Origin of the sequence: Neobacillus cucumis (assembly GCF_016908975.1) — a bacterium.
In the GTDB taxonomy this organism is placed as follows: Bacteria; Bacillota; Bacilli; order Bacillales; family Cytobacillaceae; genus Neobacillus; species Neobacillus cucumis.
Genome location: NZ_JAFBEX010000011.1, coordinates 124010 through 149283, shown reverse-complemented (window position 1 = coordinate 149283; position 25274 = coordinate 124010). Strand labels below are relative to the sequence as shown.

The window sequence follows — 25274 nt, the reverse complement described above, 5'->3', positions numbered from 1 at the left end:
CGACTTGTCGACTGGCCGGTGAAAGCAGGGTCAAAGACTAGTCGCCCTTAATACGTACAGAAAGCGATAGCTTTCTGTAGCCAAGCAAAAGACAAGCCGGCCGAAAGGTTGCCTTTTAACCTTTTGGACGGATTGATCTAAATGTGGAGGCGACTGTTCTGGGACTTTAGGCTAAGACGCACCCTGAAAAGGCGTTCTTTGCCTTCTTCAGGGGGTGGCTTATGACTTGAGTCCCAAGGAGCCGCAACTGGATAAGCTTGTGACCTCGAGGGGCTAGGCGCTGGAGCTAGACAATTCTCAAAGTCAATTATACTTTCTACTAACAAAAAGGTATCGGAAAAATTCCGATACCTTTTTTTGATTAATGCCCACCAAGATAAGCTGCACGAATTTGATCGCTTTGGCTGAGTTCGTCTGCTGTTCCAGAAGCAACAATTTTACCGGTCTCGATGACATAAGCACGGTCGGCAATCGATAAAGCCATATTGGCATTTTGTTCAACGAGAAGGATGGTTGTCCCCGTTTTATTTATTTCCTGGATAATTTCGAAGATCGTTTTTATTAAAAGAGGTGCAAGACCCATGGAGGGCTCGTCTAACAGCAACAGACGCGGCCTCGCCATTAGAGCTCGGCCCATCGCAAGCATTTGCTGCTCCCCGCCTGAAAGCGTACCTGATAACTGCTTACGCCGTTCATCAAGGCGTGGAAATAGCTGATAGATTTTTTCAAAATCTTCTTTAATCCCACTTTTATCCTTACGTAAGTAGGCACCTAATTCTAGATTTTCCTCTACTGACATGTTAGCAAAAACACGACGTCCTTCAGGAACGTGGGAAATTCCCCGTTTCACGATGGATTGAGCTGCTTTACCGGCGACATGCTCATTTTCAAAGATGATTTCCCCGTTTTTAGGCTTTAGTAACCCGGAAATCGTTTTTAATAGCGTACTTTTCCCGGCACCATTGGCCCCAATCAAGGTGACAATTTCGCCTTGATTGATTTCAAGGGAAACTCCCTTCAATGCGTGAATATTGCCATAATACACGTTCATATCATTAATTTTAAGCATTAAGAGACCTCCTCACCAAGATACGCTTCGATGACTTTTGGATTATTTCTGATTTGTTCTGGTGTACCATTGGCAATTAATTGACCATGGTCGAGTACGTAAATCCGTTCACATACACCCATTACGAGAAGCATATCATGTTCAATTAACAGGATAGTCAGATCAAATTTTTCACGAATTAAGGCGATTAAATTCATCAGCTCTTCCGTTTCCTGCGGGTTCATACCTGCTGCTGGTTCATCCAACAATAACAGCTTAGGATTTGCCGCTAAGGCACGGGCAATTTCTAACCGGCGCTGCTGACCGTACGGTAAATTTTTTGCCTTTTCATGTAATACATTATCAAGTTTAAAGATCTTCAAAAATTCAATTGCCTTTTCTTCCATTTCCTTTTCACCAGAAAAGTGAGAAGGGAGGCGGAAGATCGAGCTGAAGATTGAATGCTTCGCAAGAGCGTGATAAGCGACTTTAACATTGTCCAAAACCGATAACTCATTAAATAAGCGAATATTTTGGAAGGTCCTGCTAATCCCTTTTTTCGTAATTTTATAGGGAGCTAAGCCATTAAGTTTTTCCCCGTCTAAGGAAATGCTTCCTTCTGTCGGAACATATACACCTGTTAAAAGGTTAAAGAATGTTGTTTTACCGGCACCGTTTGGACCGATTAAACCAACAAGCTCGCCTTTTTTCAATTCTAAATTTACATCAGAAACAGCCTTTAAGCCGCCAAATCGGATTCCGGCATTTTCTACTTTCAGCAACTGCGTCATGCTGCATTCCTCCCTTTAGCCGATTTACCAACTTTAAAGAATGAGGTAATTTCTTTTGTGCCCATTAAACCTTGCGGGCGGTAAAGCATCATAACAATCAAGACTAAACTATAGATAACCATCCGCAGTTCCGGATAGCTTTGAAGGTATGTTGAAATAATCGTTAATAGGATCGCCGCAATCACCGCACCTGACATACTGCCTAATCCACCAAGTACTACATAAATTAAAATATCAAATGATTTCAAAAATCCGAAGTTAGTTGGTTGGATAATATAAAAGTTATGAGCATACAAGGCACCGGCAATACCGGCAAAAAAGGCACCAAGCACAAAGGCGGCAACTTTATAATACGTTGTGTTGATACCCATTGCATCCGCAGCAATCTCATTTTCTCGTATCGAAATACAAGCTCGGCCATGGGTTGAGTTTGTAAAGTTAACAATCACGATGATGGTTAACAAAACACAGCCGATTAGCCAAGGCCATGTGGTTAAGTGGGAAACCGTCATACCGCTGGCTCCGCCCACATAATCAATATTTAAAAAGACAATTCTCACGATTTCACCAAAACCAAGTGTGGCAATGGCAAGATAGTCTCCTCTTAAACGAAGGGTTGGAATTCCAATCAAAAGTCCTGCTACTGCTGCAGCTAAACCGCCGACAATGATAGCAACTGGAAACGGCATGCTTAATTTCATCGTCATAATCGCTGATGCATAGGCACCTACTGCGAGGAAGCCGGCATGTCCGATTGAGAACTGTCCGGTAATCCCAATAATTAAATGGAGACTAACCGCTAGAATGATATTAATGCCCATAAAAAATAAGGTATTCACATAAAACTGGTTGATGGAACCACCGGCAATTAAAAATTGCATGACCACTGCCAAAACAACGGCTAAAACGACGGATGTCCAGAAAAACTTTGCTTGTCCAAAAATATTCATCGTAGAAGCCTCCCCTTAAACCTTTTCCTTAATATTTTTACCAAATAATCCTGCCGGACGGAAAATTAAAATTAAAATAAGAACAATAAACGCAACGCCATCACGCCATAATGAGTAACCTGCGGCGCTGACAAGTGATTCAATAACACCTAATACTAACCCACCTGTCATGGCCCCCGGAATAATACCGATACCGCCTAAAACAGCTGCGACGAAGGCTTTTAAGCCTGGGATAATCCCCATTAGCGGATCAATTTTTGTATAGTATGTTCCGAAGATAACACCTGCTGCACCTGCTAATGCAGATCCAATGGCAAAAGTAGCAGAGATCGTGTTATTTACGTTAATTCCCATTAATCTAGCTGCATCCATATCATGAGAAACGGCACGCATTGCCTTTCCAATTTTTGTTTTATGGACAATAAACTGCAAAAGAAGCATTAGTACAACGGACGTTCCTAAAATTAGAATAGACTGACCGCTGATCGTTACCCCAAAAACATTTAGATCTTTTAACGGAACTAGATTGTCAGGATAGGCTTCAGGCTGTGCGCCGCGCAGATAAATCGTTCCATATTCAATAAACAGTGATACACCAATAGCGGTAATAAGGGCAGCAATTCTTGTTGCATTCCTTAATGGCTTGTAGGCAATACGCTCAATAATAACACCAAAGAGGGCACATACGGCCATTGAGATTAGTAGTGATGGGAAAAATCCTAGATGAAAAATGGTAATCGAATAAAAACCAATAAATGCACCTACCATGAAGACATCTCCATGGGCGAAATTGATCAATTTAACAATTCCGTAGACCATTGTATATCCTAAGGCAATTAGTGCATAGATGCTGCCTAGTGATATACCGTTGACGAGCTGTTGTATTAACTCCATATGTTTACACTCCTTCTGATGAATGAACTCCTCTTTTTCTTTTTCTAAAATCAAGCTTACAATATTTTCTTATTATTCTTAAAAATTGGAATAGGGAACGTCAACGCTCCCTATCCCTTGGCAAACTATAAAATTTGTCATCTGTCTAGCTGCAGCGCCTAGGGGCTCGGGTTCATAAGCCAATCCGTCAAGAAGGTTAAAGAACAACCTTCTCGCCGGCTTGTCTTATGCCAGTCGCCCCTGAGCAAGGCGCTTCTGCTTTTCTAGTTACGGGTTAACCTTCGTTTTATATTGTTGTTGACCATTTACGTATTCGAGAATAACAGCGGCTTTAATTGGATCATGATGGTCATCAAGCTTCACTTTACCTGATACAAGCTGAAGGCCATCCGTTTCAGCGAGTGCCTTCTGGATATCTTGAGGATCGCTGCTTCCAGCACGCTTAATCGCATCGGCAAGGAAGTACACCGTATCATAACCTAATGCACTAAAGGCATCCGGTGATTTATTATCATACTTTGCTTTAAATGCTGAAACAAATGCTTGAACCTTGGAATCACTATCACCTGAAGAATAGTGGTTCGTAATATAAGTGTTATTTAGCGATTTAGCACCAGCAATATTTACAAGTTTAGGAGAATCCCAGCCGTCCCCGCCCATAAATGGTACGTTTAAACCAATCTCGCGAGCTTGTTTGACAATCAGTCCCACTTCTTCATAGAAACCAGGAAGGAAGACATAGTCTGGATTTTCCGCTTTGATACGTGTTAGGGTAGCATGGAAGTCGGTATCTTTCGCCACGTATGCTTCTTCCGCCACTATCTTGCCGCCATTTGCTTTGAATGCCTTTTTAAAAGCATCTGCAAGACCTTTTGAGTAATCACTTGAACTGTCAATTAAAACAGCCGCATTCTTCACTTTAAGATTATTAGTTGCAAAGTTGGCCGCCACAGTACCCTGGAATGGGTCAATGAAACAGGTACGGAAGACATAATCATTCAATTTTCCATCTTTATAGGTGATGGTAGCGTTGGTTGCAGTAGGTGTAATTAATGGAATTTTATTATCTTGGGCAATTTGTACTTGGGCAAGGGTGTTTGTACTTGTTGCTGCACCAATCATCGCTGACACTTTATCTTGTGTAGCTAATTTTAATGCACCACTTGTTGCTTCAGCAGCATCTGATTTATTGTCGACGGTCACTAATTCTAGTTTTTTGCCATCGATGCCTTTTTTGTTAATTTCCTCAATCGCTAATTCAATACCTTCCTTAGCCGATTGACCATAGGAGGCCACACCGCCAGAGAGTTCCAGGTTAGCACCAATCTTAATGGTACCGCCTTTTTCTCCATCACTGCTAGCACTTGAATTACATCCTGCTAATACCCCAGCTGCCACAAAAAAAGACATAAAGATTCCAGTTAATTTCCTTTTTTTCATCCAACTACCCCCTATTTTTTAAAAAAATCCCCCAAATCTTTGTCTAACTGTTTAAAAAGCTATAATATTCTGAAAACATTGTACATAATAAATAGGAGTTCGTCTAGTCCTATTATACAGTATTTTAAAATAATTTAAAGAATAAAAAAAATTAAAACGACTTTTCTCAGAAGTCGCTTTACCACTGTAAAGTGTTAGTGAACAATATTTTGAAAGCAATACCGATATGTTATTAATATTTTTGTCGAATCCCTTTTTGTTCGTTATGACAAAAAAAGAATTCCCCATAAGGAATCCCTTTTGACATATTACTATACTAATTCTTGGTTTTTCGTTTCTTTTCCTAAAGTAAAGACAGCCAATGCCCCGATTAAGATCGAAATACAGAAAATCATAAAGATCGTTGAAATCGATACATGCTGGGCCACGAGGTTCCCAACTAATAATGGTCCGAGTACTCCGCCAATCCGACCAAAGGAAGCGGCCATGCCTGTGCCTGTTCCGCGAATAATCGTCGGATACTGTTCAGGTGAGTAGGCATATAATCCGCCCCATGCTCCTAGGTTAAAGAATGATAACAGAATACCAGCGATCATTAACGTTGCCGTAGTTTCGGCGGATCCAAAGATATAGGCGCTTACCGCTGTCCCAATTAAATAAATGACTAAAACGAATTTCCGTCCAAATTTTTCAATAAACCATGCCGCTGTAAAATAACCTGGCAGCTGAGCCAATGTCATGATCAAAACATATTCAAAGCTTTTGATTAAGCTGAACCCCTTTAAAACCATGACACTTGGAAGCCATAAAAACATTCCATAATAGGAGAAGACAACACAAAACCATACAATCCATAGCATGGCGGTTTGACGACCATAATCCTTAGAGAACAATTTTCGTAAACTTTCAAGAGCTGAAACTTTCTGTTTATCCTTTACAGCCGTAAAACGAGGGGAGTCAGGCAGTCCCATCCGTAAATATAAGGCATAAAGCGCCGGGATGGCACTAATGATTAACGCCACCTGCCAGCCAAATTTCGGGATAATAAAGTATGAAATGAGGGCAGCGACTAACCAGCCGCCAGCCCAAAAACTTTCGAGCAAGACGACAATCCTTCCGCGTTTATCGGCTGAAACGCTCTCTGATACAAGTGTTGAGGCAACTGGAAGTTCACCGCCAAGACCGGCACCAATAAAGAATCTTAAGATTAAAAAGGCTGTTAGAGACGTCGTTAATGCCGAGCCTCCACTACCTACTGAGAAAAGGAGTAGGGTAATGATAAAGACATTTTTCCTGCCGACTCGGTCAGCCATTAGGCCAAAAACAAATGCACCCACGGCCATGCCAATTGAATTGACACTGCCAATCCAGCCCATTTCTTCTGGCGTTAAATTCCATTCTACCTTTAAAGCAGCAATTATAAAACTGAGCATCCCCACATCCATGGCATCGAACATCCAGCCCATTCCCGCTATACCAAGCAGTCTACGAGTAGATACTTCCTTCTTGTTTTTCATGTAGAACCCCCTATATGTAACAAGTATTTACATTATTCCCCAAAACCATATTTTTAGGTATCGGACATAATAAATTAAACATAGGTATTCTACCAGTTGTCTTGACACTTGTCATTAATAATTGTCAAAAAGGGGATTACACTATGATTAGTAACGGGTTCTCTTTTGAGGTGCAAAAAGCAAAAAAATAAATGAAATTACGCAAGAAAAGGCATGAGTATTCACATAAGAATTCGGCATACTTTTTCTTGTATTTAGATTTTTGACGTAACCGATGATAATTTGACTTCTTCTGTCTAAAGATGTCCAGACTTCGGACACGGCCGATGAGATCTTGCCTTCTTCTGTCCGAAGATACTCTGACTTCGGACACGGCCAATGTTAATTTGCCTCCTTCTGTCCAAAGATACTCTGACTTCGGACACGGCCGATGAGATCTTGCCTTCTTCTGTCCGAAGATACTCTGACTTCGGACACGGCCAATGTTAATTTGCCTCCTTCTGTCCAAAGATACTCTGACTTCGGACACAGCTGATGAGATCTTGCCTTCTTCTGTCCGAAGATACTCTGACTTCGGACACGGCCGATGAGATTTTGCCTTCTTCTGTTCGAAGATACTCTGACTTCGGACACGGCCAATGTTAATTTGCCTCCTTCTGTCCGAAGATACTCTGACTTCGGACACGGCCGATGAGATTTTGCCTTTTTCTGTCCGAAGATGCCCAGACTTCGGACACGGCCGATGAGACCTTGCCTTCTTCTGTCCGAAGATACTCTGACTTCGGACACAGCCAATGTTAATTTTCCTTCTTCTGTCCGAAGATACTCTGACTTCGGACACGGCCGATGAGATCTTGCCTTCTTCTGTCCGAAGATACTCTGACTTCGGACACAGCCAATGTTAATTTTCCTTCTTCTGTCCAAAGATACTCTGACTTCGGACACGGCCGATGAGATTTTGCCTTATTCTGTCCAAAGATACTCTGACTTCGGACACGGCCGATGAGATTTGCCTTCTTCTGTCTAAAGATATTCTGACTTCGGACACGGCTGATGATAATTTTCCTTCTTCTGTCCGAAGATGCCCAGACTTCGGATACAACCGATGATAATTTGCCACTATGTGATTTAAAAAAGGTTGAGAGTTCAATAAAAAAAGGATACGAAAATCATTTTGATTTTGTACCCTTTTTTCTGTTGTGATTTGTTATTTTGCAACTTAAAGAGGTCCGTTGTTCGATAGTGAATTCTCTTTGTTTCTACTATTTATCCCCAACTGGGAGTGTTACCCTAATCAAGTGCTCCTTCTACATTTTTAAACTGATTAAAAAACATTTGATAATAACGACCTTTTGCTTTCATTAACTGTTCATGGCTGCCTTTTTCAATGATTTGCCCATTGTCGATCACCATAATCCTATCAGCATCCCGAATCGTATTTAGGCGGTGCGCGATGATAAAACTAGTTCTGTTCTCCATCAATTTAAGCAGCGCCTCTTGAATATGAAGCTCTGTTCTTGTATCAATACTGCTGGTCGCTTCATCTAAAATCAGCAGTGACGGTCTCGCAAGAATGACCCTGGCAATCGCTAACAGCTGCCGTTGGCCCTGGCTAAGGTTTCCGCCATTTTCTGATAAAACCGTCTCATATTTATTAGGCAGACGGTTAATAAACACATCCGCATTGGCCATTTGTGCAGCTTGCACGACCTCTTCATCAGTAGCATCAGGTTTACCGTATTTAATATTCTCCTTAATCGTCCCAGAAAATAAATACGTATCCTGCAAGACAAACCCAAAACATTTCCGCAAGCTATCCCTTGTATAGTCACGAATATCATGTCCATCCAGCAGTATTCGTCCCTCGGTGACATCGTAAAACCTCGTCAATAGATTCACGATCGTCGTTTTTCCTGCACCTGTCGGACCTACCAAGGCCGTACTGCTGCCCACACTTGCTTCAAAATTAACGTTCTTTATTATCGGGACATCCGGGCGATAGCCAAAGCTAACATTTTCAAACACCACATGACCTTGCGGATGTTGCAGTTCAACGGCTTCTTTTGCATCGACTGGCTCTTCTGGTTCGTCCATGATTTCAAAAACACGTTCAGCACCTGCCACACCTGACTGTAGGATATTAAATATATTCGCCAGGTCATTTAACGGACGGACAAATTGCCGGGAGTACGTGATGAAGCTCGCAATCGCCCCAACTGTTACGATACTTTTTACAGCCAAGACGCCGCCAATAACCGCGACAATCGCAAAGCCAAAATTATTAATCACATTCATGATTGGCATTAAAAAGCCAGACCAGACTTGCGCCTTAAGGCCGACATCACGAAGCTTGGTATTAACCATTTCAAATTCTTCAATCACCTGGTTTTCATGATTAAAGGCCTTCACGACTTCAATACCGGAGATCGTTTCTTCAATATGGCCATTTAATTGACCTAGCTTTACTTGTTGGTCTTTAAAAAATACACTCGTCCGTTTCGCAATCGTCTTGGTTAGGAAAAAAACAAGCGGTACGGTCATTAAACTTGCTAACGTTAAAATAGGGCTTAAGATAATCATCATGATTAACGATCCAGCAATTACGATGACTCCGGACATTAACTGTGTAGTGGACTGAGAAATCGTATTACTGACATTATCCACATCGTTTGATAAGCGGCTCATCAATTCCCCATGCGTCCGCGAATCAAAAAAGGATACCGGCAGCTTTTGCAGTTTCTGAAAGATCGCCTCACGAAGACGCTTCACAACCCTTTGCGCCACACCAGCCATCAGCCAGCCCTGCAAAAAGGTTAATGCTGCATCGGCAACATAGGCACTGGTCAACACGATAATGGTGACTTCAAGTATCGTGAAATTGACCTTTCCTTGATTCAGACTCATCGCATCGACCGCTTTTCCGATTAAATACGGGGCAAGGAGCATCAGGACGCCATCAACAATTATAAAAAGGAATATCAAGCTTAGCATCTTTCGCTCATTGCCGAAATAATACCACAGTCGCTTTAGTGTTCCTTTAAAGTTTTTTGGTTTCACAACAGGACCACGAAAGCGATTGGCTCCGCCAGGTCGTAGGGGAGGAGGGGTAGTTTGTGTTGTTTCATTTGCATTGGACATTTACAAAACCTCCTTGCCCATCTGTGATTGATAGATTTCCTGGTAAATACGACATTCCGCAAGTAATTCACTATGCGTACCTACGCCAACCACTTCACCATGATCCAACACGACAATTTTATCAGCATCCATAATCGAAGTAATCCGCTGCGCAATCAATAAACAGGTAAGACCTTGGGCATATTTTTTCAAAGCCGCTTTGATCTTCGCCTCAGTCGCCACGTCAACGGCACTCGTACTGTCGTCCAAAATTAAGATACTTGGTTTTTTCACCAAGGCCCTAGCAATTGAAAGCCGCTGTTTCTGCCCGCCAGAAAAATTCACGCCGCCCTGGCCAATTCTTGTTGCATAGCCTTCCGGTGACGCCGCGATAAAATCATCTGCACCGGCAATGGCTGCAGCCGTCCTGACTTCATCGTCCGTGGCATTTTCATTTCCCCATCGGATATTTTCAGCTACCGTCCCAGTAAAGAGAATATTTTTTTGCGGGACAATCGCAATTTTTTCTCGAAGCGTTTGCGGATGAAGCTGTGAAATATCCTGACCATCGACTTTAATCATCCCACTTGTTACCTCATAAAAACGGGGGATTAATCCGACGAGGGTGCTTTTTCCAGAACCGGTTGAGCCAATGATCCCGACCGTTTCCCCCGGCAGAATCGTTAAATTAATCCTTTTTAAGACGGGCTCGCCACTTGTTCCTTCATAGGAAAACGTGACATCCTCAAAATCAATCCGGCCTGTTTCTTGACCGTACGGAGGCGGTACCGCCTCCGTTTCGTGCAGGAAAGTGTCTTCTAGTAAAAAGACTTCATTAATCCTGCCGCCAGAAGCCCTTGCTCGGACAAACATATTAAATACCATTGAAATCATCATTAGTGAAAAGAGAATTTGCGTCATATAATTGGTAAAGGCAATGATATGCCCGACCTGTATATTACCGGATTCCACCCCCAACCCGCCAATCCAAAGGACAACGACAATCCCAAGATTCACGGTCAGCATAATCGCTGGACTGAAGGTTGCCATTAGTCGCCCTGCGGCGATCGATTGATCTTTAAACTGGTCATTAGCATTGGCAAACTTAGTAATCTCGACATCAAAACGGTTAAAAGCTTTGACGACCCTCACACCTGATAAATATTCCCTCATAACGGAATTCACCCGATCCAAAGCCTGTTGAACCTTCGAAAAAAGCGGGAACCCAAGGCGCAGGTTAAGAAAGATTAATAAGGCTACAATCGGTACGACCACGGCGAGGACAACAGAGAGGTGCAGATTAAGACGCGTGGCCATTACGAGTCCGCCAATCGCTAGCAGCGGCGACTTCACGAAAATCCGCATCAATCCATTCACGAACACCTGCATTTGGGTGACATCATTTGTTAATCTAGTAATCAATGAGGCGCGGTTAAACTTATCCAGATTTTTAAACGATAGGGTTTGAATCTTTCTAAACAAATCGGAGCGCAATTCGGTGCCAAAATTTTGCGAGACGATGCTGGCAATAATACTGCGAGTAGACGCACTAATGGCACCGACTGCCGTAATCAGGAGCATCACACCGCCCATTTTTAAGACATAATGAATATCCCTGTGAACCACACCTACATCGATAATTTTGGCCATAATGGTTGGCTGCATCAAATCACTTATCGCCTCAAAGGTGAGAAACAGGACAGCAATGCTAAACGATTTCCAATATTTTTTTGCGTATTTAGATAAAAACCTCATGATCTCACCCAATCTATCTGCAAACTTTCATAAACCTATTATAATTTCGACTCCCGTAATAAAACAATTTTTAAGCATGATAAAATCAAAATGGTCCATTTACAATAAATGGACCATTTTGGTTTTCCTATGATAAGAAAGTTTAAATTTTGACTTTGAAAATTGTCTAGCTCCAGCGCCTAGCCCCTCGAGGTCATAAGCCACTCCCAAAACGAAGGCAAAAAACGCCTTCGTTTTGGGAGCGTCTTATGCTTGTCGGGGCTGACCAAGGCGCCTGCGCTTTTCTTATTCAGCTTCTACTGGGCGGAATTCATGAACCCAGACACGCATTTGCGGCAGCCAAGGCATCCCAGGGTGGTAGGAAAGGATCGATTGTTTATACTCCTCAACCGTGTTGAAGCCCTCGCGGCGGGCATCATCATCTGTTAATTCGCCCAAGCTCTGTGAATATACTTTTTCGACGACGAACTGGCGACCCTCAAGTGTCATGATTTCACCAGGGTCGGCATAGCGACCATTTCGGCGTGTTGCTGTTTTTTCTCCTGCTAATACCTTCTCCACATCTGCTTTTACCGTCACCAACCGTTCAATGGAACAGGTTTTCGGTGGAAGTACAGCGTTTTCATTCTGTTCGGTCATATGCATATCTCTCCCTTTATTTTATTTTTTCATCTTAACACTATCTGCACAGGTAAATCTATCAACAAGCACTGCTTACACCACTTGTCCGCCCTTATCCCGATATTTAAGTATTCCTTCTGCGGCACGGTAAGCAAAAGCTCCGACCGTATCAGTTGGATTATAGCCAGAATTGTGCGAGAATGCCGATGCACCGATGACAAATAGGTTATCCATATCCCACATTTGCAAATAATTATTGACAGCAGAGGTCGCCGGATCAGCCCCCATAATGACACCGCCGGTATTATGGGTGGATTGATAAGTAGTAATATCATATGGACCTAAATCTTTCATCGTATCAATATGATTGGCACCCATTTCCTTTAAAATATCGGCACATTTACCTGCAAGGTATTTAGACATTTGCCGGTCCTGTTCCTCAAAGTCAAAGGTAATTCGAATAAGCGGATCGCCAAATGCATCCTTATAGGTGGGATCAAGGTCGAGAAAGTGTCGCTTAAACGGCATCGAAGAACCTTGAGAGCCAACCGTTAAAAAGCGATTAGCATATTTCACGGAATTTGCCTTGAATTCTTTCCCCCAGGTTGGCTTTCCTCCTGGTACAGGGTTGTTCTGAATCGGCCTTAAACCGGTTTGCTGTAATGAAATCATCCCGCCATGAATGAAATTCACATTACTATGGTCAAAGTTGTCACCATTAAAATCATCAACCAACATTCCCAGTGAACCCGCTCCTGCAAAGGTACTAAATTCCTTGTCATCAAAAAAGCCAATCGCATTCCCTTTAATTACTTGGTAGGCATAGTTTTTCCCAATTACACCGGTTCCCGAATTAGGGTCATATGGTTTACCGATTCCCGACATTAAGAGAAGGCGGATATTATTAAATACATAGCTTGTTACGACCACTATATCTGCAGGCTGCTCAATTTCCTCACCGGTTGTGACATCTGTATATAAGACACCTGTCGCTTTATTACCCGTTTTTAAAATTCGTCTTACATTCGAATGGGTTCTTATTTCAAAGTTCCCTGTTTTATTGGCAACTGGAATCACGGTGACAACCGGATCGGCCTTGGCGCCATATTCACAGCCAAAACGCTCACAAAAACCACAATATTGACAAGCAGCCCTCTGGATTCCATCAGGATTCTTATAAGACTCTGATAAATTAGCTGATGGCATCATATACGGATGAAGCTTTAAATTTTTCGTTGCCTTTTCGAACATCTGAATCGCAGGTGTCTTTTTCATGGGTGGTGTCGGATATTTATCAGACCGTTTTCCACCAAGTGGATTTTCCTCTCCTGATATGCCCGCTGTTTTCTCAAATCGATCGTAATAGGGCTCAAGCTGGTCGTATGTAATGCCCCAATCCTGAAGTGACATGTCGGCTGGAATTTTCTTTTTGCCATACCTCTCGACGGTCTTACTATAAATCTCAAAATCATAGGGCAAAAAGCGGAACGTTTGCCCGTTCCAGTGTACGCCAGATCCGCCAAGCCCATCCCCGAGCAAAAACGAACCATATTGCCGCATTGGAAGAGCTCGTATTTTTTCATTGCCCCTGAAGGTAATGGTTTCACGTGACAGGTCCTGCATGAGCTCATAGCGCAGGGCATAGCGTAATTCATCATGAACCATATAGTAATCTTCTGTTTTTCGTTCTTTTCCTCTTTCTAAGCCGACAACTTTTAATCCCTTTTTGGTCAGTTCTTTGGCAATAATTCCTCCTGCCCAACCAACACCCACGATGACAACATCTACTTTTGGCAGTTTTCGTGCCATAACTCCACCTTCTTTTTATAAAAATAATTTTATATGGCTTCCACTTTTCTATTGGCTAGCTGCAGCGCCTAGGGGCTCGGGGTCGTAAGGCAATCCGTCAAGAAGGCTAAAGAGCAGCCTTCTCGCCGGCTCGTCTTACGCCTGTCGCCCCTGAGCAAGGCGCTTCCGCTTTTCTATTGATTCATGTGGCTTTTTAGACTTTGTGGTGCTATCTTTTTAAAGTCCTTATCAATAATATCGGCATATGCCATCTGGCTGCCTGGGTAATTCTTCATCTTCCAGCCATTCATATTCAAATTTCCCCCGTATAACGGGTCGCTATAGGCACCTTCTAAAGTGACACTTCGCAGCATTTGGAAAAAACCACTTGGAGAAATCGTTGTAATATTCACCTTATCGCCCTCAAAGTCTGTAAGAATGGCATCTTGTTCTTCTTCTGTTAGATCCGTGAAATTTTTTTTGTAGACAGCATTACTGTGGTTTTGAATTTCACGAATCGCTATATCAAATACTTCTCTTCGCTTTAACCGCCCCTGGTATCCCTGAACTTTTTCACCTGGATAAAAGGGGGCCTGCATATACTCACGGCCATTAAAACCCCAATAGCCTGCTAATTGATGGTCGATAAAATAAGCTACACCAAGAGATTTTGCACCTGGTCCATGATCATCCTCGGGAAAAATACGCTCTGTTGCCGCTTGAATGACAAGGAATTGTTCCTTCGTGAAATACATCAGAGCTTGATTTAAATCTTCACTTTTCGTGGTCTCGGTAACTTTTGTGGTTCCATCATTTTTATTCCGTGGGAATAGACTACCGATACTACCACCAACGACTAGTCCGCCAACCGTTAAACCCGCGTTACGAAGAAAAGACCTTCTAGATACTGAATCTGGATTTTCTTTATTTTTTTCAACCAAGATGTGCACCTCCAGAGTATTGTTTGGACATTCATCCAAAAATGACAGAAATATCCCTGCTTTGCGATTATTATGTTCCAAAATAAACCATTCATACTTATAAAAGGTAAGAGAAAAATTAATAAAAAAAAGGAGGACAAAAAAATGAAGAGAATTTGGACTAATTACTATGCTCCGGTTATGATTTCTTTTCTCGTTCTGACTGGGTGCTCCATGCAGCAGCGAGAAAACCAGGTCGATGCCGCAAAGCTTCATGACCAGTCATTAAATACAAAAGGAAATGGCCATGTCCACGGTTCAACTAATAATCCAAACGTGATTCCAAGTGTTGATCGAGCCAAGAAACAAACGACCAATGCCAACGGTCAAACAACCAATGGGCTGGGGACCAATGTCTACAGCTTAATTGGAAGCTCTAGCCTTCATGACGGAGGAATATCCTCCCATTTAGAATCACGGCTTTCTGCAGCAGGAATTCCAGGGATTAAGGTATTTGTCCTTGACGACACCGTAATCCTTGCAAGAGCGCAAGCCGCAACCACCTCTACACGCTACGATGAAATGCAACAAAAAGTATTAACCAACACTTCCGGACTTTCTGGCAAAGGGAATCTGGATGGGGTAGACGCCGATAAACTTAATACCGACGATAACCTAGACAAAGCGAAAGACCTAATGACCAAAGCCTTTGACGGCCAAGTTCAAATCTTAACCATTACGAATGCCAAAGCCATGCCGCTAATAGATGGAATCAAAGCAAATATCAAAGCAGATCAGACCAACTATACAAAGCTCGCAAGCGATATGAATACACTGATCAAAATGGCTAGGGAAAAATAATAAAAAGACCGGAGGAAATCCCCCCGGTCTTTATATAGTTAAATCTCTTTTTTTATAAAACAGATAGGTTATGGTTGTAAAAGCGACAATTAATAGACAGGAAATAAAACAAAAGACTGGCTCCAGTCCGCCGCCATACATCACATTTTTTGCCTCAAAATATTTAAACGGGCTCAAATACTTCAAACTTTTCATACTCTCATTCAAATCAATCACGACAGACAAAATAAACGTAAGCAGAAGAACGCCCGCCGACAAAGAAGCTGCCTTCTTCGATTTCTTTTTAAATGCCGCAATCGCACTGCCCATCATCATAAACAACAGCTGCAAAATAAACATTGCCACCATCAGTATGCTTATATCGCTATTTACCTCTTCACCCTTGCTATATTTAGCCACTATGACCATCGACGAAACAAGTGTGACTAGATTAAAGACCACAATATTAAACAAGGCCGCAGCTAATTTGGCGGTAATAACGTTTGTTCTCGAAACAGGCTTAGCAAATAAAAACTCTGACGTCTTATCGCGCTCCTCTTTTGCGATAATTCCAGCTCCAAGCATCGCCGCATGAATCGTCGCCATCAACAGTAAATACACAAATAGCATACCATAATAGCCGCTTGCCCTCGAAAGATCCAATCTGCCGACCCCCATAATCACCTGCAAGGATTTAGGCATATCCGCCATCAAGTCATTCATCGATTGTTTAGAAGAATACAAATTAGCATATTTATTCATCCCGGATAAGACCATCAGAAACACACCAATACTCCAAAAGATGAGCGATTTACGATGGGATTTTAATTCCTTTAAAAATATATTCATAATCGAATCCCCCTAAACGGCATGTATATCCCTTTTAGCATAGATAAAATAACTAGCCACAATCGCTGCTACGACCATGATGGCGCCGACAATGAGAAATGGTTCTTCGTAGTTTGCGTGTTTCATAATATAGATGTGATCAAAGTATTTAAACGGCGATATATACCGTTTTACATCATCACCTGATGTCTCACTAATCACACCCAAAAAGTAAAAAGCAAACACGGTTGCTAATGACACCGTGAGGACCGACTTGATTTTCGGGACAATCACCGAGATGATGATACCGATGCTCAAAAAGATTAATTGAATAAAAAACATCGTCAATGACAACAACATTAGCTTTTTAACACTATACTCCTCCGTTTTAACTTGAAAAGCGATGAAGGTAACGGCAATCTGATAGACGATATTGGTAAAAAGCAGGGACGTAAAGGCAGCCAGTAGTTTACTAGTCAAAATTTGTGTGCGGGTAACCGGCTTTGTTAACAGGAAATCCGCCGTTTTTTCTCGAACTTCTTTGCTGACAATACCTGTTCCTAGATTCATTGCCTGAATCGCAGCACATATAGTCGTAAACGTTAAGGCATAGCTATAAAAACCCAATATCGTAAAAATATTTTCCAAATTAAGTCCGATTGCCTTTCGCATCGCTAAAGGATAGCCGGCTAACAATTTTTTAAACTCATCTGCATCTTTAGCAAAGGAGGGATACATCGACAAAAACAACAACGCCACCATGATTAACGAAAAGGTCCAAATCAGCGTCGATTTTCGATACGCCTTTAACTCATGAAAAAATATATTCATCGTTTCCTAAGCCTCCTTTTCGTAATAATGCATAAAGATCTCCTCCAGATCCGGCTCCTCAATCCAGAGATTACCAACCTCCATTTCCGCTATCTTCCGCAGCACCGCGTTAATATTCCCCTTAAATAAAAAGCTGACCACATTCCCCTTAGCCTCCAATTTACTAACACCGCTGATATTGAAATACTGCAAATCCAGGGACGATTTCAGCTCCACCTTAAACTTTTTATAATTATTTTCTTGTAAGGTACTTATTTTTTCTACCGTAACAATCTTGCCCTCTTTAATAATCGCTACTCGATTGCATAGTCTTTGAACCTCGCTCAAAATGTGCGAGGAAAAAAGAATCGTAGCGCCTTTCCGATTTTCCTCTTCCAGCAATTCAAAGAATTTTTGCTGCATTAACGGATCCAGCCCGCTTGTCGGTTCATCAAGAATAATCAGCTTTGGTTCATGAAGCAGTCCTTGAACAATCCCTACCTTTTTTTTATTTCCCAAGGAAAGATCATCAATTTTTTTATTCAAGTCAAGGTCCATTATTTCCGCTAACTCTTTGATTCTCTTACTGCAGTCCTTTTTATAAAAGCTTGCGGAGTATTTTAAGAGATCCTTCACCTTCATATTGTCATAGTAAAAAACTTCAGAAGGCAGGTAACCAATTTCCTTTTTGATTTCCGGTGCATACTGAATGCAGTCTTTTCCAAAAATCTTGGCACTGCCGCTTGTTGGATAAATCAAGGAGAGCAGCGTGCGAATCGTCGTCGATTTACCGGCACCATTTGGTCCAATAAAGCCAAAAATCTCCCCTTGTTCCACATGAAAACTGATATCCGTAATCCCTCTTGACTTGCCATAAGTCTTGGTTAGGTTGTTAATTTCAATCACATTCATGGTTCCTGCCCCCCTGTTTATTTATAAAACACCTTCATTAAGACATTGAAGTATTGCTCTGCTTCCTGCTGAATCGCAGGATAATCAATCTCATGATTGGGTAACATCTTTGCTTTGTTCAGCTCTTCTTCACTCAATTTTTCAAACGTCCAGGTAATAATCTTTAAGATTTTTTGAATATCGATATCCTCTCGGAACTTGGTAAAATCAATACCCTCATAAATCTTTCCGAAGTTAATCTCCGTTAATTCCTTCACTTTTTTCCCAATTTCCGATTTAATGTCGTCGGCATCATCCATATAGGCTTCTTCAATAAATTTAAAGATGTCAGGGTATTTCGCAAGCAGGTCCATTTTGATTAAGACCGCCTCCCTGATTCGTTTGAAAAAATCGGTCTCTGTTAGATCAATTTTTTTGTAAAAATCATCGGTAATGATTTGGATGCAGTGGTCAAATAGGAATAAGAACAGCTGTTTTTTGTTTTTAAAATAATGAAAAAGCAATCCCTTAGAAATGTCGGCTTCTTTCACGATTTCATTGGTTGACGCTTTATCATATCCTTTCTGGGCAAATTCTTTTATGGCAGCATTGATTACTCGGTCCTGTTTTTCCGAGTCTAGGTTGAAAAATTTTTCGAACACTGGCGCAGCCTCCCTTTAAATCGTTGACCACATCAGTCAATGGAGTTATTATAATCCCGTTGACTACTCTGGTCAATGGGTGGATAGGCTATATTTTTTACAAAAATATGAAATTGATTCAAGGAGAATAGTTACCGTAAGGAGGATGTGTTACGATGCAAGTAGTTTGAGAGGAGGTGTTTTATATTTGTCTTAAAAGTCGTGATCCTTCATTGAAGCTAGAAGGTTTAGTTTCCGCACAAAGCCGCCTTCCCAGTGGTCATTCCGCTTTACCCCTTTTGGCATCTAAACAAGCATCTATTGAAGCGGGAATAGGTGGGGAAGAACGTGTTGCTGAAGTCCTTCGCAAGTACTCCTTTTCATTTGACACCCACATCTTTCATGATTTGTCTCCCACTTCTGATTTTCAAATAGATACATTTACGTTAAGTCCCTGGTTTGGCGCAGTGTTAGAGGTTAAAAATATTGGTGGGACCTTAGAGTTTAAGGACAATCCTCCACAATTGATTAGGACTAGGGAGGATGGACATAAGGATGGGTTTGATAGTCCAGTGGTTCAATTGGAGCGAAATTATGAGTTACTTTCCGACTGGCTAAGGAGCCGGAACATCACGATTCCCCTTTACGGTGCCGTTGTCTTAGCTTTCCCGAAACAAATTGTGGCGGTTCCCCCTAAGAAAACAAAGATTTTATTTCCCAACTTGATTCCTTCATACCTGGAAAATATTCCACGGCAGAAACAGAAGGTAGATCTAGATACTTTTCATTGGCTGTCAACGGAGCTTATTAACAGCCACCAGATGTATATTCCCAAACCTATTTGTGAGACTTATCATATTCCTTTTAGTGATTTTAAGCCTGGAGTTAGATGTTTGTTATGCGGTAGGAGTGGGATGGTGAAGCTGCCTCGAACCTGGGTTTGTCCATTTTGCAACGCCAAGGATCATCTCGCCCATGAGCGAACGTTGCGGGAATGGTTTTTGATTCATAAGAGGAGTATTACGAACAGGGAGTGTCGGGAGTTTTTGGGGGTGGAGGATATTCATACTGCCATTCGAATTTTAAAGAGTATGGATATGCGTTTTGAGGGGAATTTTAAAGATAGGACGTATTTTATGTTTGAGTAGATATGTTTTTAGAAAAGCATGCCCTAGTTTTAATAGGGTATGCTTTTTTTCGAGAGTATTTTACCTTTATCCGAGAGTTTTAATTGCTTATCCGAGAGTAAACAGCTCTCATACGTGAGTATGTTTTCTTCTCGAGAGTATTTAACCTTTATCCGAGAGTTTTGACTGCTTATCCGAGAGTAAACCGCTCTCATACGTGAGTATGTTTTCTTCTCGAGAGTATTTAACCTTTATCCGAGAGTTTTGACTGCTTATCCGAGAGTAAACCGCTCTTATCCGAGAGGAAGCAGCTCTCATACGAGAGTAAACGGCTCACATCCAAGGATAATCACCAATCTCAAGAGTAGAACCTATATAAAATACCTCAAGAACGTGTATCCACCTCCTCAAAGTGATATGATATTCATGATTCACAAAAACTCTATAATAGGGGAGTGCAGCAAAATTGAAAAATGAGCTCATTGAAAGATTTACTTCCTATGTAAAAGTAGATACCCAATCAAATGAAAACAGCGACACATGTCCATCAACCGAAGGTCAGTGGACGCTGCTACGTATGTTAGTAGACGAACTCAACCAAATTGGCATGCAAGAAGTCACCATCGATGAAAACGGCTATGTAATGGCGACACTGCCAGCCAACACCAACAAGAACGTTCCAACCATCGGCTTCCTTGCCCACGTTGACACCGCCACCGACTTCACCGGGAAAAATGTCAACCCGCAAATCGTCGAAAACTATGACGGTGGTGAGATCGTCTTAAACAAAGCACTAAACGTCATCCTGTCACCAAAAGAATTCCCTAGCCTGCCGGATTACAAAGGGCACACCCTAATCACAACAGACGGCACCACACTACTTGGCGCAGACAACAAGGCTGGCGTTACAGAAATCATGACCGCAATGGCATACCTCATCCAGCATCCAGAAATCAAACACGGTAAGGTCCGCGTTGCGTTCACACCGGATGAGGAAATTGGCAGAGGTCCACATAAGTTCGACGTTGCAGCTTTCAATGCAAAATATGCCTACACCGTGGACGGCGGTCCGCTCGGCGAATTAGAATTCGAAAGCTTTAACGCTGCTGGAGCCAAAATCACTATCAATGGAAGCAACATCCACCCAGGCTCAGCCAAAAACAAAATGATTAACTCTATAAAAATTGGCATGGAACTACATAGCAAACTTCCGCCGCATGAAGCACCAGAACATACCGAAGGATACGAAGGATTCTATCATCTACTCGCATTCAACGGTGATGTTGAGCAAACGAATCTGCATTATATCATTCGTGACCACGACCGTGAGAAATTCAATGACCGCAAGACGGCACTACAGAATATTGTCAGTGTCTTGCAAGCCGAATACGGCTCCGATCGAATCGTGCTTGAACTAAAAGACCAATACTATAACATGCGAGAGAAAATTGAACCGGTCAAGGAAATCGTCGACATCGCCCATGAAGCGATGGTCAGCCTAGATATTAAGCCAATCACCAAGCCAATCCGCGGTGGCACAGACGGCTCACAGCTGTCATTTATGGGTCTCCCAACACCTAATATTTTTACAGGCGGAGAAAATTTCCACGGAAAGTTTGAATTTATCTCTGTAGAAAACATGGTTAAAGCAACCCAGACCATCGTTGAAATCATCAAACTAACAGAACAAAAAGCTTAAACAAAAATAGCTAACCCAGGGACCTATCCCTCGGGTTAGCAAAATAATGCCTCAGCGCACTGCTTTAAGCTTACAACCGTTTCCCCCAATTGCCTATTCAATTGCTCCTCAGGCCATTTACGCTCACTCGCCTGCAGATCCTTCTTAATTAGTCCAATCATCCAAATAGAGAAGATGGCCGAAAAAAGATGGTACTCTCTCATAAACAAGCCACAATCCAATTCAAAAGTTACCCTGTCAACGTATTCTTTCAAAAGTTGCTGCCGATGCTCTTGTGTTACCCTTTTCGGAAAAAGCGGATGTGACATATCAATTAAGTGATACAAATCCCAATAGGGCATATTTAAATGTGTATGTTCCCAGTCCAAAATCTTTAGTTCATCTCCAACTATTGAATAGTTGCCTAAATGTAAATCTCCATGGGATAAAACTTTCCGATTTGAGAGTTTGTTTTTCTCTAGCAGCAAATAAACATGCTCTATGGACTTCCTTTCCAATCCCAGTTCAGGAAGTTGATGTAGAAATTCACCCTTGAAACAGCAGACATCGGTTATAATGTCTTCAAATTTTGGCTTTAATGCCGTGGTCGGAACATCTTTTATTTTTTCAATCGGGATGGAATGCCACCAAGCCATCCATTTAATGACTTCTAAACCAATTGTTTCATTAAATTCATGGGTGAGTGTCCCGAGGTCCTCTAATATCATCCAATTCAATTCAGGTTCATCACATATTTTGTAGGAAATAATCTTAGGATAGATGGCAGGAAATTGCGGGAGAATATGATCATGGATCCAGACTTCTTTTCCTAACTGGTCATTATTGGTCAATGGTTTAAAAATATAACTATTAGTTGGAGACAGAAAAAACCTTTCGACAAATCGGCCGTTCATTCCTTTATAAAGGATTTCCCTTTTTAAAATTAGCGCTTCATTAAGGGATCCATTTCCAAGGACAATATCAGCAGGCAGCCCCATTGGCCCACCACCTATTCATATATTCATAGTTTTAAAAAAACCATATCTTATATGTATTCCTTAGGTGTAAGTTTATATCTCATTTTTCATTACATATTGCCCAAACGTTAGGGCAGACTAACTATGGTTCATTTTTAAAAGGAGGGTTTTAAATTATGGAAGACAATACAACACATGAGTTTGTTGAAAAGCTGCATGAAAGACAAGAAAAGGACAAAGACAATAAGGAACGTCAAAGTAAAGGACATCAAGGTTATAAATTACCGAATAAGCAGCATTAATCAGGAAAGCCCCGTCTTATGCAAGGCGGGGCTCCGGTTTTATTTATTCATATTAGCCAAAAAACCACCAAGAAGATCATCTGGATCTAGATCCTCTTCTTTTTCCTCTTCAGGCTGCTCTGGCTTCTCTGCAGTTTCCCAGTCAAATGAACTTAAGTCGTCGTCCAAATCATCCAAACCGACCGCAATCTCTTCCATAGAGCTTGAGAGCTCAGCCCGCCCAGCTGAGGCTGGAATGGGCACAGATGAAAGATTTTCCTGAAGGTATAAGGCCTCATCCAAATCTAAAGAATTACTATTCAACGAGGCTAATAAAGAAGTGGCCCGGACCGGATCAGCTATTAATTGATAGAGAATACTGCCAAGCATTGCTTCAGAATGTTCATGCTTTAACCAATCCCGCTGAACCTTTGTTAACCTCTTAGGCAGAGGAATAGTAATGGTCTCTTTTTCACGTGAAAAAGACTGACTTACCCCTTGCATAACAAACTCTGCAATGGAACTGGAGAAATTTCTCCGCTCTGTCTCCTTTAACCTTTGCAAATGCTTCACAATATGGTCAGGCGCATCAGAAGGGACACGGAAGGAGATTGCTTGGCCTCTCTTAATTTCATTTTGGGAAGTTTTTTTCATACAATTTCACCTAGTTCGCTTTAACTGGTACTGGTTCTTTAGGCTTCTCCGATTTTCTCACAAAATCCATGATTAGCTTATAGTACGCATTAGCCATCATCCAAATGCTTTCTTTATCGTCTTCAAAGAATTCAATATTATAACCATCTAAATTGTTATTTAAGGTTTTGATGTAATCTTTTAAGACATGGGACCCACCGCCGACAAAATAGCAGATCTCTGTCTGAGAATTTTTTTGCCAAACATTTCGTAACAAGCGATATTGCTTTTTGGCTAAATCAAGTAAGATACGGTCCGTAATATCATGAACGCTTGTCCGGCTTCCTTTAACCATTATATGATTACGATCATTTTTTCTTGTAATGATTTCAACTACATCACGGCGGCTGTCAAGTTCAACACCGTGCTTTTTGCGGATTTCCTCACGAATCGCTTCTAATGATTCTGAAACCCCAAGATTAAAACCTTGCGCCTTATCATCATCAACATTACGCTTTTTAATCACGGCGATATCAGTTGATAATCCGCCAATATCTTGTATTAAGATACGTTTATCAATTAAATCCTTGTTAATGATCTTTGAATTGTTGTCCATTACTAGATTAATATATGCGGCAAATCCTTCCGGATAAACCTTAACTTCATTAAATTTAATATTAACCTTTAGTCCTTGGTATTTCGGTGTCACTAAAAATTCAACCTGGTGAACATTTCCAACCAATCTTGAGCGATATCCTGCATCCTTACCTTCCTTTACTTCACGAAGTGGAAGACCAGTTCCCAATGTATAAGAAGCATCAATCACATTTTTAATTTTTGGAAAGCCAGTTTGTTGCACTGCATCCAATGCTAAAGTCGCAAGAAGCATGATTAGCGTTTGATCTTCTTCTGATTTGCTGCTGCCTGGGTCTAATTCGGTTGCATTATCCGTTTTGGTTGCTAAATTACCAACACGGTAAATAACGTTGTTCTCTTTGAGGGCAGGGGAGTGGACTTTGATATGAATACCATCTAGTGGATCTTTACTATCAAGTTCTTCAATCCCGATAACAGGGCGGTCCTCTGTATCACGAGCGATAATATTAGGAATATTCAATTCGTAATCTAATTCTCCGAAAATAGCCTTAATGGAGTCATTACCTACATCTATTGCTGCAACTCTAGATTTAGTCATATATATCATTCCCTTTCAGTTTTAAGAGTTTTATGTATTAAATCTCTGTATCTATTAGACTAAAACAAATTGTAAGATTCTTCAATGGGACTTTTAGAACAGAAATAAAAGTGTAAAAAAGTAAACATTTCGTAAACTTTACCACCACCATTGTATACTTTTTTGTAAACAAGAATACCGACACAGTACACATCCTTTTATATCAACATGTATACCATTTTGTTTACTTGTATTTCATTCTGGTAAACTTAACGTTTACAAAAAGTATACTCGTAAACAAAACTGTTTACAAATTTGTATACCTGTAAACAGTTTTGTTTACGTTTTTGTATACAAGTAAACATATCTTTCTGATAGAGAAAAATTCTTACAAAAAAAATTTCCTTCACCAGTCGATGAGACAGATAACTAAAATGGAATATCATAAGTTATGCACCTGAATGTTGATAGCTAATCAAGTTCTCAGCTATATCTCACCATACAAAAGTCATTAAATTTTACATTCAGTCGCCTCTAACAATCTATTTAGCTA

General features: G+C 41.3%; 23 protein-coding genes. 4 read left to right on the top strand and 19 right to left on the bottom strand.

Going from position 1 to position 25274, the window contains the following annotated elements; translation table 11 throughout:
* Nucleotides 1-361: 361 nt before the first annotated feature.
* The 12 genes from JOC76_RS16255 to JOC76_RS16200 all read right to left on the bottom strand — a co-directional run bounded on the left by JOC76_RS16255 (nt 362) and on the right by JOC76_RS16200 (nt 14862).
* Nucleotides 362-1069, bottom strand: coding sequence for an ABC transporter ATP-binding protein (locus JOC76_RS16255; protein WP_205179139.1), 708 nt, complete (start codon nt 1067-1069; stop codon nt 362-364).
* Complete coding sequence (locus tag JOC76_RS16250) at nt 1069-1839, bottom strand: ABC transporter ATP-binding protein (protein ID WP_205179137.1); 771 nt, start codon at nt 1837-1839, stop codon at nt 1069-1071. Before JOC76_RS16250 ends, JOC76_RS16255 begins: the two co-directional genes overlap by 1 nt.
* Nucleotides 1836-2789, bottom strand: coding sequence for a branched-chain amino acid ABC transporter permease (locus tag JOC76_RS16245; RefSeq protein WP_205179135.1), 954 nt, complete (start codon nt 2787-2789; stop codon nt 1836-1838). The genes JOC76_RS16250 and JOC76_RS16245 overlap by 4 nt, the downstream gene beginning before the upstream one ends.
* A 15-nt stretch (nt 2790-2804) precedes the next feature.
* Nucleotides 2805-3683 (bottom strand): branched-chain amino acid ABC transporter permease, encoded by an 879-nt coding sequence (locus JOC76_RS16240; RefSeq protein ID WP_205179133.1) that lies wholly within the window; start codon nt 3681-3683, stop codon nt 2805-2807.
* Between the two features lie 267 nt (nt 3684-3950).
* Nucleotides 3951-5123, bottom strand: coding sequence for an ABC transporter substrate-binding protein (locus JOC76_RS16235; protein WP_205179131.1), 1173 nt, complete (start codon nt 5121-5123; stop codon nt 3951-3953).
* 311 nt (nt 5124-5434) lie between these two features.
* Nucleotides 5435-6640, bottom strand: coding sequence for an MFS transporter (locus tag JOC76_RS16230; protein ID WP_205179130.1), 1206 nt, complete (start codon nt 6638-6640; stop codon nt 5435-5437).
* Nucleotides 6641-7021: 381 nt separating this feature from the next.
* Nucleotides 7022-7564, bottom strand: a complete 543-nt coding sequence (locus JOC76_RS16225) for a hypothetical protein (protein WP_205179129.1) — start codon at nt 7562-7564, stop codon at nt 7022-7024.
* Nucleotides 7565-7930: 366 nt separating this feature from the next.
* Complete coding sequence (locus JOC76_RS16220; protein ID WP_205179128.1) at nt 7931-9778, bottom strand: ABC transporter ATP-binding protein; 1848 nt, start codon at nt 9776-9778, stop codon at nt 7931-7933.
* Nucleotides 9779-11512 (bottom strand): ABC transporter ATP-binding protein, encoded by a 1734-nt coding sequence (locus tag JOC76_RS16215; protein ID WP_205179127.1) that lies wholly within the window; start codon nt 11510-11512, stop codon nt 9779-9781.
* Between the two features lie 285 nt (nt 11513-11797).
* A complete protein-coding gene (locus JOC76_RS16210) occupies nt 11798-12151 on the bottom strand; it encodes an ASCH domain-containing protein (RefSeq protein ID WP_205179126.1) in 354 nt (117 codons plus the stop codon).
* 75 nt (nt 12152-12226) lie between these two features.
* Complete coding sequence (locus JOC76_RS16205; RefSeq protein ID WP_205179125.1) at nt 12227-13942, bottom strand: GMC family oxidoreductase; 1716 nt, start codon at nt 13940-13942, stop codon at nt 12227-12229.
* Nucleotides 13943-14115: 173 nt separating this feature from the next.
* The gene (locus tag JOC76_RS16200; RefSeq protein WP_239557760.1) at nt 14116-14862 is read right to left on the bottom strand and encodes a gluconate 2-dehydrogenase subunit 3 family protein; all 747 of its coding nucleotides are present in this window, start codon (nt 14860-14862) and stop codon (nt 14116-14118) included.
* Between the two features lie 144 nt (nt 14863-15006).
* On the opposite strand from JOC76_RS16200, the gene JOC76_RS16195 reads away from it, so the two are divergent.
* A complete protein-coding gene (locus tag JOC76_RS16195) occupies nt 15007-15702 on the top strand; it encodes a hypothetical protein (protein ID WP_205179275.1) in 696 nt (231 codons plus the stop codon).
* Between the two features lie 30 nt (nt 15703-15732).
* Here the strand turns inward: JOC76_RS16195 and JOC76_RS16190 are convergent, their stop codons facing one another.
* From JOC76_RS16190 to JOC76_RS16175, 4 genes are read right to left on the bottom strand one after another with little or no spacing between them, the layout of a single operon-like run.
* Nucleotides 15733-16530 carry an ABC transporter permease subunit gene (locus JOC76_RS16190; protein ID WP_205179122.1) on the bottom strand — a complete coding sequence of 266 codons (798 nt, stop codon included), beginning with the start codon at nt 16528-16530 and terminating at the stop codon, nt 15733-15735.
* Nucleotides 16531-16542: 12 nt separating this feature from the next.
* On the bottom strand, nt 16543-17340 hold the full coding sequence (locus JOC76_RS16185) for an ABC transporter permease subunit (RefSeq protein WP_205179120.1): 798 nt from the start codon (nt 17338-17340) through the stop codon (nt 16543-16545).
* A gap of 6 nt (nt 17341-17346) precedes the next feature.
* On the bottom strand, nt 17347-18231 hold the full coding sequence (locus JOC76_RS16180; RefSeq protein WP_205179118.1) for an ABC transporter ATP-binding protein: 885 nt from the start codon (nt 18229-18231) through the stop codon (nt 17347-17349).
* Nucleotides 18232-18248: 17 nt separating this feature from the next.
* Nucleotides 18249-18872 carry a TetR/AcrR family transcriptional regulator gene (locus tag JOC76_RS16175; RefSeq protein WP_205179116.1) on the bottom strand — a complete coding sequence of 208 codons (624 nt, stop codon included), beginning with the start codon at nt 18870-18872 and terminating at the stop codon, nt 18249-18251.
* 278 nt (nt 18873-19150) lie between these two features.
* Between JOC76_RS16175 and JOC76_RS16170 the strand changes: the two genes are divergently transcribed.
* Together JOC76_RS16170 and pepT are read left to right on the top strand one after the other, a co-directional pair.
* On the top strand, nt 19151-19999 hold the full coding sequence (locus tag JOC76_RS16170) for a nuclease-related domain-containing protein (protein WP_239557759.1): 849 nt from the start codon (nt 19151-19153) through the stop codon (nt 19997-19999).
* Nucleotides 20000-20444: 445 nt separating this feature from the next.
* A complete protein-coding gene (gene pepT, locus JOC76_RS16165) occupies nt 20445-21677 on the top strand; it encodes a peptidase T (RefSeq protein ID WP_205179112.1) in 1233 nt (410 codons plus the stop codon).
* A 35-nt stretch (nt 21678-21712) separates the two neighbouring features.
* Here the strand turns inward: pepT and JOC76_RS16160 are convergent, their stop codons facing one another.
* Nucleotides 21713-22654, bottom strand: a complete 942-nt coding sequence (locus tag JOC76_RS16160; RefSeq protein WP_205179110.1) for a phosphotransferase — start codon at nt 22652-22654, stop codon at nt 21713-21715.
* A gap of 155 nt (nt 22655-22809) precedes the next feature.
* On the opposite strand from JOC76_RS16160, the gene JOC76_RS16155 reads away from it, so the two are divergent.
* Nucleotides 22810-22935 carry a DUF4023 domain-containing protein gene (locus tag JOC76_RS16155; RefSeq protein WP_098527673.1) on the top strand — a complete coding sequence of 42 codons (126 nt, stop codon included), beginning with the start codon at nt 22810-22812 and terminating at the stop codon, nt 22933-22935.
* Nucleotides 22936-22974: 39 nt separating this feature from the next.
* On the opposite strand, the gene JOC76_RS16150 is transcribed toward JOC76_RS16155, so the two are convergent.
* Both JOC76_RS16150 and JOC76_RS16145 read right to left on the bottom strand, forming a co-directional pair.
* Nucleotides 22975-23568 (bottom strand): hypothetical protein, encoded by a 594-nt coding sequence (locus JOC76_RS16150; protein ID WP_205179108.1) that lies wholly within the window; start codon nt 23566-23568, stop codon nt 22975-22977.
* 10 nt (nt 23569-23578) lie between these two features.
* A complete protein-coding gene (locus JOC76_RS16145) occupies nt 23579-24742 on the bottom strand; it encodes a ParM/StbA family protein (RefSeq protein WP_205179106.1) in 1164 nt (387 codons plus the stop codon).
* Between the last annotated feature and the right edge of the window lie 532 nt (nt 24743-25274).

Coding starts and splice junctions, on each gene's coding strand:
- JOC76_RS16255 (WP_205179139.1), bottom strand. CDS start 1,069: ATGCTTAAAATTAATGATATGAACGTGTATTATGGCAATATTCACGCA.
- JOC76_RS16250 (WP_205179137.1), bottom strand. CDS start 1,839: ATGACGCAGTTGCTGAAAGTAGAAAATGCCGGAATCCGATTTGGCGGC.
- JOC76_RS16245 (WP_205179135.1), bottom strand. CDS start 2,789: ATGAATATTTTTGGACAAGCAAAGTTTTTCTGGACATCCGTCGTTTTA.
- JOC76_RS16240 (WP_205179133.1), bottom strand. CDS start 3,683: ATGGAGTTAATACAACAGCTCGTCAACGGTATATCACTAGGCAGCATC.
- JOC76_RS16235 (WP_205179131.1), bottom strand. CDS start 5,123: ATGAAAAAAAGGAAATTAACTGGAATCTTTATGTCTTTTTTTGTGGCA.
- JOC76_RS16230 (WP_205179130.1), bottom strand. CDS start 6,640: ATGAAAAACAAGAAGGAAGTATCTACTCGTAGACTGCTTGGTATAGCG.
- JOC76_RS16220 (WP_205179128.1), bottom strand. CDS start 9,778: ATGTCCAATGCAAATGAAACAACACAAACTACCCCTCCTCCCCTACGA.
- JOC76_RS16215 (WP_205179127.1), bottom strand. CDS start 11,512: ATGAGGTTTTTATCTAAATACGCAAAAAAATATTGGAAATCGTTTAGC.
- JOC76_RS16210 (WP_205179126.1), bottom strand. CDS start 12,151: ATGACCGAACAGAATGAAAACGCTGTACTTCCACCGAAAACCTGTTCC.
- JOC76_RS16205 (WP_205179125.1), bottom strand. CDS start 13,942: ATGGCACGAAAACTGCCAAAAGTAGATGTTGTCATCGTGGGTGTTGGT.
- JOC76_RS16195 (WP_205179275.1), top strand. CDS start 15,007: ATGAAGAGAATTTGGACTAATTACTATGCTCCGGTTATGATTTCTTTT.
- JOC76_RS16190 (WP_205179122.1), bottom strand. CDS start 16,530: ATGAATATATTTTTAAAGGAATTAAAATCCCATCGTAAATCGCTCATC.
- JOC76_RS16185 (WP_205179120.1), bottom strand. CDS start 17,340: ATGAATATATTTTTTCATGAGTTAAAGGCGTATCGAAAATCGACGCTG.
- JOC76_RS16180 (WP_205179118.1), bottom strand. CDS start 18,231: ATGAATGTGATTGAAATTAACAACCTAACCAAGACTTATGGCAAGTCA.
- JOC76_RS16160 (WP_205179110.1), bottom strand. CDS start 22,654: ATGGGGCTGCCTGCTGATATTGTCCTTGGAAATGGATCCCTTAATGAA.
- JOC76_RS16155 (WP_098527673.1), top strand. CDS start 22,810: ATGGAAGACAATACAACACATGAGTTTGTTGAAAAGCTGCATGAAAGA.
- JOC76_RS16150 (WP_205179108.1), bottom strand. CDS start 23,568: ATGAAAAAAACTTCCCAAAATGAAATTAAGAGAGGCCAAGCAATCTCC.
- JOC76_RS16145 (WP_205179106.1), bottom strand. CDS start 24,742: ATGACTAAATCTAGAGTTGCAGCAATAGATGTAGGTAATGACTCCATT.